Genomic DNA, 14,668 nt, shown 5'->3' on the forward strand with positions numbered 1-14,668 from the left:
AGCTACTATTGGTTTTTGTATGCAACAACTTATCGCGCAAGGAAATTTTCTTTCTTTGTCTAGAACTCAACCAGAGTTATTTACCTCTTCGATTCAATTTACGTTAGACAATGGTACTGACGTTACTATTACTGCACCCGGAATTATCGCCTTCACGCCCGTTGCGAAAACGTCTATTAATAAGCATGTTGTGCTATCTAGCGGCGTTCATGGAAATGAAACGGCCCCCATCGAAATATGCGACGAGCTGGTACAGCATATTCTTACTAACAAGCTCGAGCTTAGCCATCGCGTACTTTTTCTATTTGGCAACTTACCCGCCATGGATATTGCCGAAAGATTTGTAGAAGAAAACATGAACCGGTTGTTTAATGGTGCTCACTCCAAAGGGGAAGGGTGCAACAACAGTGAGCGCAAACGGGCTAAAGTACTGGAAGACGCGATAACAGCATTTTTCTCTGTGGCACTTCCTGGTGATGAGAAATACCACTACGATTTACATACAGCTATTCGTGAGTCTAAAAATGAAAAGTTTGCGGTATACCCGTATTTACATGGTAAAGCGCACAGCAAAAGCCAGCTTGGATTTTTAGCCGCGTGTGGTATTCAAACCATATTGCTGTCTGAGTCAGCGACCACAACGTTTAGCTACTCTTCTTCAGTGCAGCACCAAGCGCATGCCTTTACCGTCGAACTGGGTAAAGTGCAACCGTTTGGTCAAAACGACATGAGCCGGTTCGAAGCGGCGAAACAATCAATTACTGCTCTTATTTGTGAAGATGATTTTAGACCTGACGTTGATATAGACTCGTTAGATATTTATCGCGTGAATCAAGTCATTAATCGCCATCAAAACGATTTCACGTTGCATTTCGATGACGACACACCTAATTTTACCGATTATGCTAAAGGCACGGTATTGGCGACCGAAACCGGTGCTACCTATACTGCGCAGCAAGACGGCGAAGCGATAGTGTTTCCTAATGCGAATGTGGCAATAGGGCAGCGCGCTTTATTAACGGTTGTACCTACAAAGCTGGAGAAACTCAGTGTTTAAGTTAGATGCAAGGCTAGAGGCTGATACGTTCTTTATCCACGATTTACCCCTTTGTCGGGTTTTACTGATGAATGATAGTCAGTTTCCATGGCTGATATTGGTGCCTCGTGTAGATGGGGTAACTGAAATCATTGAGTTGTCAGATGTCCAACAACAACAGTTTTTAAGTGAGTCGGCACAGGTGAGCCGTTTACTGCAATCGCAATTTTCACCCGATAAATTAAACGTAGCGGCACTGGGTAATGTGGTGAGTCAGTTGCATATTCACCATGTTGCAAGGTATAAAAGTGATATCGCATGGCCAAAGCCAATTTGGGGCGCGCAAGCCGTTGTGGCTTACCCTGAAGACAAAGCGACCGAATTGGTAGACGTGCTGAAGCAGGCATTATCTTAATAGGCTAGGATAACCAGGTGCTATGTGATTAGCACTTCAACAAGATATCTAATGGTCTACTATAAGGCCAAAATAATAAACCAAATTTTTATAACTACTCAGCAAGGAGCAACCCATGATAATTTCAACTACGCCTACTTTGGAAGGCCAAAAAATTGAAGCCTACTATGGCATTGTAGTTGGCGAAGCCGTAATGGGCGCTAACATAGTAAAAGATTTATTTGCCTCTATTCGTGACATTGTAGGTGGCCGTTCTGGTTCATATGAAGAAGAGTTAACGCGGGCAAGAAAACTAGCGTTTACAGAACTTGAGCACGAGGCGCGTAGCATGGGTGCTAACGCAGTTGTGGGGATAGATCTTGACTACCAAGTTATTGGTGACAAAGGCAGTATGTTGATGGTGAGCATTAGCGGTACTGCTGTAAAAACGTCGCCGCTTTAAAAAATAGCAGGCGGGCGGGGTCAGATTTACGCCCAGATTTGAGCAATTTTAATGTGGGGCGCTTAATATAGGGCGACTGTTTCACCAGTCGTCCTCTTCATCTTCAAACCCATTTTTCTTTTGCTTATCATCGTTCTTTTTAAGCGGTGTTGGGAATTTAAATTTAGCGCTGTATTTTAACAGTGTAATATTGCCAATCACCACGCCCAATACAATAACGATAATAATGACAACCCAAAGCGTATCCATCACTGTCTCCATTAAAGCTTTTTAGTTGTGAGAGCTTACCTAACCCAACTCACGCCACGATTTAACACGTAGCGATAGTAAATTTCATCAATATGCTCAAGCACAACAGCCTTACCTTCAATGCTACTGAGTTCAACGGCAGTAGTCAGTTCAGCCAGCGAAAGCGCTTGTTCAAACTCAGTGGCAACAGCCCGATGGCTTAGGTGCCAAAGCTCACATGCTACGCCACCTTTATTTTCGCTAAATGGGCGAAAGAATCCAAAGGTGCTCATATTCGCTTCAAGCCATGTAGCTAACGAGAAACAAGGCCCACCTTTACGATATTCGCTATCAACCAACGAAAACTTACCGCCCCATTGTTCAACCGCGTGCTTGTCATAAACATCAAAGTCACTTCCCCAATGGTGTCGACTACCGCCAGGTAACGCTGACCACATCAGTATTGCATGCAGTTTTTCTACGTCTGATAACGTATTCGGGTTTAATGTAGAGCCCTCGTTATCTAACAGCGCCGTTTCGCCACGCCATTTTCTATTCCAAATAGCACACTGTTTGTCAAAGTGACGAAAGCTGCTTACTAAGCATAAATCTATACCGTCATTATGGGCGGCTTGTTGCATATTAACAAAAGCGGCTAGCACGTTAGCATGCAGGAAGTGTCCATTTCCTGCATCAACAAGGTGAGGATTATCTTGCCCTAACCAGGTAGCGGGGTTCATGCGAGTAGATTTACCAAAATACCGTAATACATGTCGCTTAATGCCTCTAAATCACTCATTTTCACGCATTCATCTATTTTATGAATAGTGGCATTTACTGGTCCTAGCTCAATAACTTGTGCGCCAGTCGGCGCAATAAATCGCCCATCAGATGTGCCGCCTGCGGTAGATAAAATGGTGGGCTTGCCACGTACATCAGCAATTGCTTTTTCCGTAGCCGTTAACAACGGGCCTGAGTCGGTCAAAAAAGGCTGTCCGTTAAACGTCCACTTTATGTCGTAATCAAGTTCGTGTTTATCCAAGATAGTCGTAACACGCTTGATCAGTTCTTGATCTGTCACTTCGGTTGAAAACCGGAAGTTAAAGCACACATGAAGTTCCCCAGGGATCACATTGCCTGCACCGGTACCGCCATTAATATTTGAAATTTGGAAGCTGGTGGGCGGGAAAAACTCGTTACCATTATCCCAATGAGATTGTGCCAATTCAGTTAATGCTGGTGTGGCACAATGAACGGGGTTTTTTGCTAAATGGGGGTAAGCAACGTGGCCTTGAATGCCCTTAACCGTAAGGTCTCCGGTGAGCGAGCCTCGTCGACCATTTTTAACAATATCGCCCACTTCATCGGTAGAGGATGGTTCGCCAACCACACACCAGGTAATTTTTTCATTTCGCGCTTCAAGGGTATCAATGACACGAGTAGTACCATTAATAAATGGGCCTTCTTCGTCACTGGTAATAAGATACGCAATACTGCCTTTGTGATCAGGATAATCAGCCACAAATTTACGCGTTGCCACTAACATTGCGGCCAAACTGCCTTTCATGTCGGCAGCACCACGGCCATGTAGATACCCGTCTACTTCAGTAGCCGTAAAAGGCGGGGTTTTCCATGCGCTTTCTGGCCCACTAGGTACCACATCGGTGTGACCAGCAAAGCAAAAAACAGGGCCTTCGGTACCACGGCGAGACCAAAGGTTGGTGGTATCGTCAAACACCATGGTTTCGTTGTTAAACCCAAAGGTACCTAAGAAGTCTTTCATGGCTTCTTGGCAGCCTTCATCTTCTGGGGTTACCGAACGCCTGTTCATCAAGTTTTTGGCGATGTCTATTACGTTATCGTTTAACAAAATATTTCCTCATACTGCGCAGGCTTAAAGCCAATATGAAACGTACCACTATGATTTAAAATAGGGCGCTTCACCATCGCAGGGTGTTCAAGTAACAAGGCTAACGCTTTCTCGCGGGTGATATCTGTTTTATCACTGTCTTCAAGTTGGCGAAAAGTAGTACCACGTTTGTTCAACATCACTTCATAACCAAGGTTGGCTTCAGCTTCGGCAAGAAAATCAGCGTCTATGCCATCTTTTCTATAGTCGTGAAAAGTAAATTCGATGTTGTTCTCGGTAAGCCATTTCTTCGCTTTTTTAATCGTGTCGCAATTTGCGATGCCATACATTGTTGTACTCAAAAGGATACTCCCTTACAGCGTGAAGTTAGTGTAAGTGCATAATAAGCTGGTTATTATGTATTTTCAAAAAGGGTTCGAATTTGCCTATATATACAGGGTTATAAACGTGTCGCTATACGCATCAACAAATTTTTGATGCGTAGGTAGCACGCCTAATAGGGCTGTGGCATTTAGTAAGGTCATTATACAAATATTTTCCACGCCTTGTTGTTTTAGCCACGCAGAATTTACACTAAATAACATGGCGCCTGCTTTTATCTTCTCGCCTCGTTTCAACTGTGTTAAAAACTGAGCCCCATGCAACATCTGGGTGTGTAAACCATATTTGATTCGACATTTAAGCCCAAAAGAAGATTTAATTTCTATTGAGTAGTCTAGGGGATCTATTTTCACTACTGTTGCATTAAACGGGGAGACCACTTTACTGGAAGCGGTAACAAGCGCCATACCCGGCCCCCATGCCCCAGCGTTTATCAAGTCATCATTTACGTGTTGCAGTAAAATACAATGGCCCGAAACTGGTGCGGCGATAGGAATGGCTTTTTTAAAATTTTCAGGAGGCTCGGTTAGTTGCTTTTCTATCAACACTACTTACCCTCAAGTACCGTATAGCCTGCATTTTTTAATGCCTTTTTTGCATCAGCAAGTTTATTATCTTTCACAAGGAAAAAGTCGGTTTCGAACGTAGATACAACAAAGATAGAGACCTTTACTGAGGCAAGTACAGCACCAATCTGCGCCATAATACCCACCATAGATAAATGCAGCGGGCCGAGCAGTTCAAGTGCTCGCCAGCCTTCGTCAGAATCGAGTGAATCAACGTCTACGTTCGACGGGATAACGATAGACAGTTCATCTTCTGTTTTGCCCAAGAAAAAAAGCGGGCTTTGAAGTACATTTGAAGGAATTGCACTGTCGCCATCTAGGCTGTGGATCGTAAATTGTTGGGGAAGTACCGCGAGTGTTTGTTTTGGCATGAATAACCGGAAAAAAAGGTTTCAATCAAAGTATCCACATTAAAACACTATCTGTGGTTAAGTGCTACGTGTTATCCACTTAATCTGTGGATAAGTTTGTTGAGTAGTTTGGGGCTTTTGTTTAAGATGTTGAAATTAAACAATAAAATAAACTGTACAAACAATAGCCAGTGGATAACATTTACCTATTCACAAGCATTTTCCACAGCCTCTGTCTATACATATTTGAAAATTGTTCTGCTTATTTTGCAATTTCTTGTCTTGACACAGCTCTCTTTTATCCAACGTAATAAACACGATCTCTGCGTGGTTTTTTATCAATGGCTGTGCAATTATCAATGAGTACTAAGCTTAAATACTGACTTGATAATTTAAAAATATTAAACCTCAAAAGGAGAATGAAATGAGCGACAGTTTATGGATGGATATTACCACCGATGACGCTGACGGCTTAGCTGACTTTTACGTCAATGTAATGGGCTGGAAAAAAGAAGCCTTCGACATGGGCGGCTATAACGATTATGTGATGATGAAAGAAGATGGCAGTCCTGCTGGCGGCATATGCAACAAGCGAGGCTGTAATAGTAGCATTCCTGGCGGTTGGGTGCCGTATTTCACGGTAGCCGAATTAGACTCAGCGTTAGCCGCTTCTAAAAGTGCTGGTGGGGAGCAAATAGGAGACATTCGCCACCATGGCACATCACGCTTTTGCATAATAAAAGACCCCTCAGGGGCGTGTTGTGCGCTTTATCAACAAGGCGAAGAGTCGTAAGGGTAATACAAGTTCATTGCAAGTACACGGCGAGGATAGAACATGGATACACATGGTGATGTCAGCTCGAAGCTAAGGGGGCTAACACCACTATGTGTAAATTTTTGAGCAAGCGTTAAGGTTATTATTTATTTAATACGCCACGATTTACCTGATCTCGCTCAATCGATTCAAATAACGCTTTAAAGTTACCTTCTCCAAACCCATCATCTTCTTTGCGTTGAATAAACTCGAAAAATACTGGGCCAAAAACGGTTTCTGAAAAAATTTGCAATAGCAAACGAGGAGACTCACCTTCAGTGGTACCGTCTAACAAAATGCCTCGTTGTTTGAATTCTCCAACAGGCTCACCGTGACCGGGCAAACGCTCTTCTAGCATGTCGTAATAAGTATCAGGAGGCGGGGTCATAAACTTCATCCCCTTCGCTTTAAGTTTATCTAAACAACTTACAAGGTCGTCACAAGCAAAGGCAATATGCTGGATACCTTCACCATTATATTGCATTAAAAATTCTTCAATTTGGCCGCCACCGCCTACCGCTTCTTCATTGAGAGGAATACGAATTTTGCCATCTGGTGCGGTCATGGCTTTAGAAAGTAAACCAGTGTACTCACCTTTAATGTCGAAGTAGCGAATTTCGCGGAAGTTAAATAACGATTCGTAGAACTTTGCCCAATGATTCATTCGCCCGCGATACACATTGTGAGTAAGGTGATCCAGCGTATGGAAACCACAACCTTCTGGGTGTCTATCTACCCCTTCAATCCACGTGAAATCGATATCATAAATAGTGTTTTCACCTTGATAGCGATCTATTAAATAAAGCATGGCACCACCGATACCTCTGATCGCAGGCAGTTTTAATTCCATAGGGCCCGTGTGGGTGTCCATAGGTTGAGCGCCGCGCTTTAGCACTTCAGAATACGCGTGCTGGGAGTCTTTAACGCGAAAGGCCATGCCACACGCTGAAGGGCCGTGTTCTTCGGCATAATAGGAAGCATGGCAATTTTTTTCATAGTTACTTAAAAGATTGATATCGCCTTGACGCCAAAGCTCCACATCTTTTGATTTGTGTCTGGCCACACGGGTGAACCCCATAGCTTCAAACATAGGCTCCAATAAACCCTTTTTAGGCGCGGTAAACTCTAAAAACTCAAAACCATCTAACCCTATTGGGTTTTCAAATACGTCTGCCATTTTCTTTCTCGCTTACTGAAGTCAGTGCCTTTGTACGAGTTGAATAGTTTTTGTTATTGAACTCATGCAAAGGCGGATATAAATAGAAGACTAGATTGTAATGTCGAGGTAAATATAAGGGCAATAGAGTGTTAAGACATGGCGCGAGCTGTTGTTACGTTTTAAGTGTAACGTTTAGTTTTCAGCTGTGTTAAAACGCAATTTCATCTCGTTTTTAATATTTTAAATATATGAATTTAAATGTTTTATTTTTATTTGTGCGCAACCGAGTAATGTTCATATATGAATACATACTAAGAAAATACCCACTATTTTGGTGCCTATATCTTACCGTCGAAATACTTCGTTAATCCTTTCCAACAATCGATATAGTCTGTTTGGCGAAGAGAGGTACTAAGTGCAAACTCAGTTGGGGCGATAGGAAAGCGAGACTCAAACATAAACGCCAGTGTATTTTCGTATTTCTGTGGGGCTAATGCGGCATTCGAGGCAGCTTCAAATACAGAAGCTTCGGGGCCATGAGGGGTAAAGCAATTATGTAAACTCATACCGCCAGGCGCAAAGCCTTTTTCTTTAGCATCATAACTACCCTCAATTAACCCCATAAATTCACTCATCACATTCCTATGAAAATAAGGCGGGCGGAAGGTGTTGTCAGCCACCATCCAGCGTGGGGGGAAAATGACAAAATCAACGTTGGCAGTGCCTTCAAGTTCAGAAGGCGAGGTCAGTACCGTAAATATGGAAGGGTCGGGGTGGTCAAAACTGACGGTATTGATCACGTTAAAACACTTAAGATCATATTTGTAAGGCGCTGAATTACCCACCCAAGCCACTACATCAAAGGGCGAATGCGGAAGCGGGGCTTGGTATAAATGGCCACAAAACTTGTTAATGATGACATGGGGCGTGTCTACATCTTCGAACCACGCAGTGGGGTACAAAAAGTCTCTTTGATTGGTAAACCCGTTTGCCCCTGCGGGTCCTCGTTCTGGTAAAACAAATGACTGCCCATAGTTTTCACAAATATACCCACGAATTGCGCCATCGATAGGGGCAACGCTAAAGCGAACCCCACGAGGGATCACCATAATTTCACCCGCGGTTAGGTGTAATTTGCCAAACTCAGTTTTCACTTCCATGTTTCCATGTTGTGGAACGAACAGCATCTCACCGTCGGATGAGTAAAATACCTTATTCCCCATAGACGAATTCGCACTGTAGCAGTGAATGCCCATACCGGTTTGCTGATTAGCGTCGCCGTTCGTGGCTATGGTCACTAAACCTTCAATAAAGTCTATGTTGCTACTCTCATCGGGAAGGGGGATAGGATCCCAACGCATTACATTTGGCGGGCACGGCGATTGCGTTTCAGGGCCAGTTTGAAGCTGTGTGTTTTTATAAGGTGAAAAATCACCCATGGCGACAGAGGGTCGTATTCGATAAGTCCAACTGCGTCTATTTTCGGCTCTGGGCGTTGTAAAAGCACTGGTGCTGAACTGCTCAGCGTAAAGTTTATAATTAACTTTCTGCGGGCTAAATTGCCCTTTGGGTAGTGCATTAGGCAAGGCTTCAGTTTCATGCTCATTATTAAAACCCGACAAATAAGTTAATTGATTCACCATACCCACCTTTTAAATACTACTGATGCTTAACGCTTCTATTTATGTAGCGTAAATATTAATAATAAGTAAATCAATTGCGTGGTGCCGATAGGGTTTTTGCGAAATGGTGATGTGTGATGATTTGTTTACACAGGTGGAAACTTCCTACATAAGCGCCCACTTATAGTACTGGTTTCATAAAGGTGATGGACGGCTCATTGATTTTACAGCTTTTACTGATAAATTAGACGCAAACATCATAGTAGAGACAACACGTGGCACCGCTAGAAATTTATGCCGGCAATGGGGCAATGAATACCATTAAGCAGCTAGGCTTTCACCCCGAAATATTTAGTTATTTTCTCGGCGCTTCAGGCGGTCCAAAATGGTTTTCACTTGCAGGGTTAGACAGAGTACTGTTTCCTGAGTGGTTTAGTCATGTCGCACATCAAATACATGTTATAGGGTCGTCTGCGGGTGCATTTAGGGCTATCTGTGCAGTTCAAGATGACCCGCTTGCAGCCATAAATCGGCTAGCCACTTCCTATTCAACCACCACTTATAGTGATAAACCAACGCCTGCGGAAATAACCCGCAAAGCAGAAGCTTTGGTAAAAGAAATGGTCAATAGCGAAGGCAAAAAAGAGGTGTTGGCCAACGAGCGATTTAAAGCACACATCTTCGTCGCCAAATGCCTAGGCGCGACTCGACGCGAGCATAAGTTTTCGCAGCTGTCTGGCCTTGCTATGAGTGCTGCTGCTAACGCGGTTACGCGGAAAAACCTGGGGCGTTATTACACCCGCTGTATTTTTTCGTCGCCTAATACTGAATTTTCAATTAAAGACCCGTATCAATTACCCACCGAGCATTACCAATTAAATAACGAAAATATCCATAACGCACTGCTTGCTTCCGGTGCTATTCCTGTTGTTCTAGAAGGAATACGAGATATTGCGGGTGCCCCGCAAGCTATGTATCGTGATGGTGGTATTGTTGACTATCATTTTGACCTAGAATTTGGCCCTGACAAAGGTTTAGTGTTATATCCACACTTTTACCCTAAGCCCATTCCGGGGTGGTTCGATAAAGGGCTAAAGCGCCGTGTTGCACATAAAAACAGTTACGATAATGTGGTCATGCTTGTGCCTTCTGCCGAGTTCGTTGCAAGCCTGCCATATGGTAAAATTCCAGATCGAAAAGACTTCGAGCAACTCGATGCCACTACCCGTATTAAGTACTGGCAAACCGTATTGCAAGAAACCGATAGGTTAGGGGAGTACTTTATGAAAATTTCGAGTGATGGCAGCATTGTTGATAAAATCAAGCCGTTGCCATTTATGCAGCGCGAAAACGCTTAATTCGGTGTGAAAAGGCTCACTTTATCAATAAATGGTGGCAAATCAATCAAACACACACCTTAAACACAAAATAAGCTTGCAGGACGCACTGCGCATCGCTATGATACGCGCCGTCCTTCAGGCAGTTCTGCCGAAGTATAGTTGCGACTATAGCTCAGTTGGTTAGAGCGCTACCTTGACATGGTAGAGGTCCCCTGTTCGAATCAGGGTAGTCGCACCACTTCTTAGATTCAATTTATTATCACCTGATTTCTACCGTTTTCTTTTGCCTGATAGAGCACATTATCGGCATGCTTAATTAACGTATCTAATGTTCTGTTCGATTTATTCCCAAGCGATACCCCAACGCTAAACGTCATGCTTAAATCTTCCTTAATGGCATCGATGTTGTTGCAGTACTTTTGATAAGTTGCAGCTAGCTGCTCAAACATCTGGTGAACTACAATTTCGTCCGACGAATGTAAAACGAATAACCATTCCTCGCCGCCGTAACGGCCAAAATCATCATGTTTAGACAGTGTCTCTTTTGCAGCATTGGCAAAAGCAATCAGCACTAAATCACCCACATCGTGTCCATATTCGTCATTAATTTTTTTAAAGTAATCTAAATCAACTATGGCGACCGTTATGTTTTGTTGCGCAAGTTTAGTGTTGGCAGTAGCCAGTATTCCCCGACGATTAAGACAGTTCGCCAGGTGATCGGTGGATGCCATACGATGATATTTTTTACGTTGGAGTGATTGTCTGTAAACTAAAATCAAGGCGACAAGAACTAAAATAAAAGCAATAGTAGCGCTTAAGCGCCATATAATTTTTTGCTGGTATTCCTCTTTAGCTTGAAGGTTACTAATATCTTTTTGGTATTCTAACTTACGGATTGTGTCTTCTTTTTCTTTTACTTCAAACTGTACTTGTAAGGCTTTAATGTTGCTTTCGCTGGTGGCCTCAAAGTGTTTTTTAGTATACAAAAGCTTTTTTTCTATGGCATCAAATGCATCATCAATGCGGTTTAGTTCTCGCTTCAATGTATAGCGTTCACTGAAAAAATCCGCTTTATAAATGCTTCGACTAAAATTATCTACAAGTGCAAAAACGTCGTCATTGACTTGCTCGGCTTTATCTAAATGGCCCTGTTTTATATAAATATTCGAAAGTAAAATCATAGACGCAAGATGCATATCATCAATGCCCGCGGTGCGAGCAAGTTCGATATTTTCTTTTGCTAATGATAAGGCTTTATCGTAATTGGCCTGAAGATATTGAATATTTGCAATTGAGTATTGGGCAAAAGCGAGCCCTTTATTCATATTAACGTCTTTAAAATAGGCTAAGGCTTTGTTTAGATAGACTAAGGCATTTTGTGAATCGCCAGTCTCAAGAAGTATATTACCCAAGCTCCAATACGCTTTTGCCGTAAAAAGCCCATCATTTGTTTTCTCGAATGTCTCTACCGCCTTTTTTGCGTAACTTACTGCTTTGTCCTCATCTTCCTCTAAGTACCCATAAGCATCTGCTATCTTTCTGTAAAAATAGCCTTGCGAAGGGAAGTCATCGCTTTTTATTGCTAATTCAAGGCCCTCTAACGCTGCACTTAGCGTTTTTCTCAACGCATCATTAGCCGTATAGTAATAAGCCAAAGCGCGAAAAATAATGATTTTTTCATTTAGTGAGTGTTGCGAGATTTGCGCTTCTAAGTTTTTAGAAAGATCTTTTGCTGGGGTGGGATCATCTAATCTGGCAAGAGCCTTTAGTTTAGTCTCTAAGAAAAGTAGATAAATATCTTTTCGCTTTACTAATTCGTTATCATTTAAATAGTGTGATAAATGAGCCATTAAATCGGCATATTTTTCCTCTCTAAAGAGGAGTTCAGAATAAAGCGCTGCTGCTTCTAAGTGAAGTTCCTCCCAGCCTTTTTCCTTGCTGACTTTAAAGGCACTTTCTAGTTTTTCTTTGTTGCGCAGGTAATCAAGTTTGTTTTGCCTAATGTCATTAATAACGCTGCGTGTACTTTCAAAATCGGGAACGCCTAAAAATGGGTTTGAAGCGCTTTCGGATGCAAGACTAGTTTGAGCCTCAGACATTTGAGTCAAGCATAAAAAAAGTAAGATCGCCAAAGCGTTAAGCCAACGCGCGTTAAATAACCCTTTATTCTGAAAATTTTTATCGATAATTATCACTTATAAACCAGTAGATATTAACTGCTCCTAGCACTATAGCATTAGCTGAAAAATTAATGGCTTATGCTTACAAAGTTATACTTACTCAATGGGTATAAATTGAACAGATATTGTTTGCATCATGGTTGTTAATTTACATACCTAGTTAGCTATCTGAACGCGATAAAAAACAGGGTTATCTCTACTCATTAGTTATCACACCTATTTCTTTGTATCAAGGTGGCCAACTTTACCTTTGTCAAGAAACCTTCAATTTTATGTAAGCAATGTGTAATGGGCCAGTCATATAACGTCCTCACTATATTTGCCGCTAAGACCATTTTAGAGATGAAGGAAGCAGTCTCATCTCAACCTAACGATTATAAAAAGGATAGTTGATGAAAATTGAACGTTTACGCGATTTAAAATATTCGGCGCTAGCTTTAGCGGTAGCCTTTGGTATTTCTGCTTGTTCATTGGAAGGCGATGACGGTGAAGATGGTGTCGCGGGAGCAATTGGTGAGCAAGGCCCTGTTGGAGAACAAGGTGAACAGGGAGAGCAAGGCGATAAAGGTGAAGAAGGCGATACAGCGGGAACATTAACCCGTATTGCGACAGTTCCTTTAGGTGCAGAAGTTACCGGAATTTTCTTGACCGACGAAGGCGATCTTTTCTTCAACGTGCAACATCCATCAGGCACTAACTCAGTGACTAACGACGTTAATGCCATGCCTATTAATACAGGAACGGTAGGTGTGTTAGCCGGTGCTAACTTCAATAACTTACCTGTTACGCTGCCTAATTCACCTGTACCTGCTTCTGATGAAGAAAAAGAAGTGGTGGTTTCAGCTATTGGTCAATACCAAGTACTTGGTCAAACGGGCGACACTTTTGGTACTGAGTTACCTGAAGGGCTAGGCCACATCTATACACTAGATGGCGAAGAGCTGGTTTTAGAAAACGATATGCCAGATTTTAATGGGTTCATTTCTACCGATGCTGGCGAAGGCTACTTGTTCTCAAACTGGGAAGAACTTCCAGGTGGCATGAGCCGAATGAAAGTTGAAAAAGATGACTTTGGTATGTGGCAAGTCACCGAAGCCATGATGCTTGATTTCTCGCCAGTATGGGGCACAGCGGCCAACTGTTTTGGTTCAATGTCACCTTGGAATACTCCGCTAACCTCAGAAGAGTGGGTCGTTGATTCTTCGGTAGATTCAACTACATCGCCTAACTGGAATAATCCTGAAGCGGTAGCCACTGAAGCGCGCCTTGGTCGTATGTGGCAAATGACCGCACCAGATGCGTCAAACCCATATAATTATGGTTACATTGCCGAAGTGACCGAGCCGCTTGCAGATGAGCCAGTTATTGTTAAACACCTAGCAATGGGCCGTTACGAACATGAAAACTCGACAGTAATGCCTGATGGAAAAACCGTTTATCTGTCGCAAGATGATACCGGTGGTGTGCTGTTCAAATTTGTTGCTGATACAGCTGAAGACCTTTCAGCAGGTACGCTCTATGGCGCAAAATTAACTCAAGATATTGGCCAAAACGACCCAGCCACAACTGGCTTTGCGGTTGAGTGGGTTGAACTTGCCAGTGGCGACAACATGACTATTCGTGCGTGGGTTGATGAATACAATGGCATTGGCACTGATGACTATGTAGAAGGCCAAAGCTCTTACATTACGATGGCTGATGTAGAAGCGTGGGCAAATGGCGATGCTACTTACCCTACTGTTGAAGATGGCGGAAGCAGCCAAACGGCTGGCGAACCCATGGACGACCGTGTCGCATTCTTAGAATCACGAGCTGCTGCTCGCGCGAAAGGGGCCACTGCAGAATGGCGTAAGCTTGAAGGTATTTCAATTAACCTTAAACGCGCTGAAGAAGCCGTGGAAGGTACCGATACCATTGACGGTGAAGTGGTTGAGAATGCTTACCTCTATATCGGTATTGCCGATTTAGATAACACTATGGTTGATGATGAAGGTGATATTCAGCTTTCAGCTCGTGTTAAAGATTGTGGCGGTGTTTATCGTGCACGTCTTGAAGCTGGCTATGACATCACCCGCATCGAACCTGTTGTTATGGGCGGCACTTTCCGGTCAAGCCTAACTGGTGCAGAACGCTGTGACGTAGATCAGCTATCTCAACCTGACAACGTAGTTGTAATGAACGATGGTCGCATTTTAATTGGTGAAGACGGCTTCCAGGAAAACAATACGCTGTGGATGTACGAGCCAGCAGATAAGTAAGTTTTTC

15 protein-coding genes and 1 tRNA gene are annotated in these 14,668 nt (G+C 43.0%); 7 read left to right on the forward strand and 9 right to left on the reverse strand.

Annotated features, from left to right (window positions below):
- Positions 1-19 precede the first annotated feature (19 nt).
- The 3 genes from astE to KYS23_RS10420 all read left to right on the forward strand — a co-directional run bounded on the left by astE (position 20) and on the right by KYS23_RS10420 (position 1,893).
- A complete protein-coding gene (astE, locus tag KYS23_RS10410; RefSeq protein ID WP_218418539.1) occupies positions 20-1,057 on the forward strand; it encodes a succinylglutamate desuccinylase in 1,038 nt (345 codons plus the stop codon).
- Positions 1,050-1,451, forward strand: coding sequence for an HIT domain-containing protein (locus tag KYS23_RS10415; RefSeq protein ID WP_159531125.1), 402 nt, complete (start codon positions 1,050-1,052; stop codon positions 1,449-1,451). Before astE ends, KYS23_RS10415 begins: the two co-directional genes overlap by 8 nt.
- A gap of 115 nt (positions 1,452-1,566) precedes the next feature.
- Positions 1,567-1,893 (forward strand): heavy metal-binding domain-containing protein, encoded by a 327-nt coding sequence (locus tag KYS23_RS10420; RefSeq protein ID WP_013784663.1) that lies wholly within the window; start codon positions 1,567-1,569, stop codon positions 1,891-1,893.
- Between the two features lie 81 nt (positions 1,894-1,974).
- Here the strand turns inward: KYS23_RS10420 and KYS23_RS10425 are convergent, their stop codons facing one another.
- From KYS23_RS10425 to KYS23_RS10450, 6 genes are all read right to left on the reverse strand, one after another.
- Positions 1,975-2,142, reverse strand: coding sequence for a DUF2897 family protein (locus tag KYS23_RS10425; RefSeq protein WP_159531123.1), 168 nt, complete (start codon positions 2,140-2,142; stop codon positions 1,975-1,977).
- Between the two features lie 35 nt (positions 2,143-2,177).
- Positions 2,178-2,861, reverse strand: coding sequence for a M15 family metallopeptidase (locus KYS23_RS10430; RefSeq protein WP_218418541.1), 684 nt, complete (start codon positions 2,859-2,861; stop codon positions 2,178-2,180).
- Positions 2,858-3,991 (reverse strand): succinyl-diaminopimelate desuccinylase, encoded by a 1,134-nt coding sequence (gene dapE, locus KYS23_RS10435; protein ID WP_159531119.1) that lies wholly within the window; start codon positions 3,989-3,991, stop codon positions 2,858-2,860. The genes KYS23_RS10430 and dapE overlap by 4 nt, the downstream gene beginning before the upstream one ends.
- Positions 3,985-4,332, reverse strand: coding sequence for an ArsC family reductase (locus tag KYS23_RS10440; RefSeq protein ID WP_159531117.1), 348 nt, complete (start codon positions 4,330-4,332; stop codon positions 3,985-3,987). The genes dapE and KYS23_RS10440 overlap by 7 nt, the downstream gene beginning before the upstream one ends.
- An 84-nt stretch (positions 4,333-4,416) precedes the next feature.
- Complete coding sequence (locus tag KYS23_RS10445) at positions 4,417-4,920, reverse strand: PTS sugar transporter subunit IIA (protein ID WP_218418544.1); 504 nt, start codon at positions 4,918-4,920, stop codon at positions 4,417-4,419.
- The gene (locus KYS23_RS10450; RefSeq protein WP_218418546.1) at positions 4,920-5,309 is read right to left on the reverse strand and encodes an ACT domain-containing protein; all 390 of its coding nucleotides are present in this window, start codon (positions 5,307-5,309) and stop codon (positions 4,920-4,922) included. The genes KYS23_RS10445 and KYS23_RS10450 overlap by 1 nt, the downstream gene beginning before the upstream one ends.
- Positions 5,310-5,712: 403 nt before the next feature.
- On the opposite strand from KYS23_RS10450, the gene KYS23_RS10455 reads away from it, so the two are divergent.
- Positions 5,713-6,081 (forward strand): VOC family protein, encoded by a 369-nt coding sequence (locus tag KYS23_RS10455; RefSeq protein ID WP_218418548.1) that lies wholly within the window; start codon positions 5,713-5,715, stop codon positions 6,079-6,081.
- 124 nt (positions 6,082-6,205) lie between these two features.
- Here the strand turns inward: KYS23_RS10455 and hppD are convergent, their stop codons facing one another.
- Positions 6,206-7,279, reverse strand: coding sequence for a 4-hydroxyphenylpyruvate dioxygenase (gene hppD / locus KYS23_RS10460; RefSeq protein ID WP_159531109.1), 1,074 nt, complete (start codon positions 7,277-7,279; stop codon positions 6,206-6,208).
- A 320-nt stretch (positions 7,280-7,599) separates the two neighbouring features.
- Positions 7,600-8,901 (reverse strand): homogentisate 1,2-dioxygenase, encoded by a 1,302-nt coding sequence (hmgA, locus tag KYS23_RS10465; protein WP_218418550.1) that lies wholly within the window; start codon positions 8,899-8,901, stop codon positions 7,600-7,602.
- 257 nt (positions 8,902-9,158) lie between these two features.
- Between hmgA and KYS23_RS10470 the strand changes: the two genes are divergently transcribed.
- Entirely contained in the window at positions 9,159-10,241 is a 1,083-nt protein-coding gene (locus KYS23_RS10470; protein ID WP_218397083.1) for a patatin-like phospholipase family protein, read from the forward strand.
- Positions 10,242-10,384: 143 nt separating this feature from the next.
- Positions 10,385-10,461 (forward strand) — tRNA-Val (locus tag KYS23_RS10475).
- Between the two features lie 10 nt (positions 10,462-10,471).
- Here KYS23_RS10475 and KYS23_RS10480 read toward each other — a convergent pair.
- Positions 10,472-12,409: a tetratricopeptide repeat-containing diguanylate cyclase gene (locus tag KYS23_RS10480; protein ID WP_420838757.1), complete on the reverse strand. Its 1,938-nt coding sequence runs from the start codon at positions 12,407-12,409 to the stop codon at positions 10,472-10,474.
- 386 nt (positions 12,410-12,795) lie between these two features.
- On the opposite strand from KYS23_RS10480, the gene KYS23_RS10485 reads away from it, so the two are divergent.
- Entirely contained in the window at positions 12,796-14,661 is a 1,866-nt protein-coding gene (locus tag KYS23_RS10485; RefSeq protein WP_218397081.1) for an alkaline phosphatase PhoX, read from the forward strand.
- The last annotated feature ends 7 nt before the right edge of the window (positions 14,662-14,668 follow it).

Origin of the sequence: Alteromonas lipotrueae, assembly GCF_019249255.1 — a bacterium.
Classification (GTDB): Bacteria; Pseudomonadota; Gammaproteobacteria; order Enterobacterales; family Alteromonadaceae; genus Alteromonas; species Alteromonas lipotrueae.

What these genes read in the sequence shown, in the direction of transcription:
- KYS23_RS10430 (WP_218418541.1), bottom strand. Translation starts at nt 2,861, where the DNA reads ATGAACCCCGCTACCTGGTTAGGGCAAGATAATCCTCACCTTGTTGAT.
- KYS23_RS10455 (WP_218418548.1), top strand. Translation starts at nt 5,713, where the DNA reads ATGAGCGACAGTTTATGGATGGATATTACCACCGATGACGCTGACGGC.
- KYS23_RS10420 (WP_013784663.1), top strand. Translation starts at nt 1,567, where the DNA reads ATGATAATTTCAACTACGCCTACTTTGGAAGGCCAAAAAATTGAAGCC.
- KYS23_RS10425 (WP_159531123.1), bottom strand. Translation starts at nt 2,142, where the DNA reads ATGGATACGCTTTGGGTTGTCATTATTATCGTTATTGTATTGGGCGTG.
- astE (WP_218418539.1), top strand. Translation starts at nt 20, where the DNA reads ATGCAACAACTTATCGCGCAAGGAAATTTTCTTTCTTTGTCTAGAACT.
- KYS23_RS10485 (WP_218397081.1), top strand. Translation starts at nt 12,796, where the DNA reads ATGAAAATTGAACGTTTACGCGATTTAAAATATTCGGCGCTAGCTTTA.
- KYS23_RS10450 (WP_218418546.1), bottom strand. Translation starts at nt 5,309, where the DNA reads ATGCCAAAACAAACACTCGCGGTACTTCCCCAACAATTTACGATCCAC.
- hppD (WP_159531109.1), bottom strand. Translation starts at nt 7,279, where the DNA reads ATGGCAGACGTATTTGAAAACCCAATAGGGTTAGATGGTTTTGAGTTT.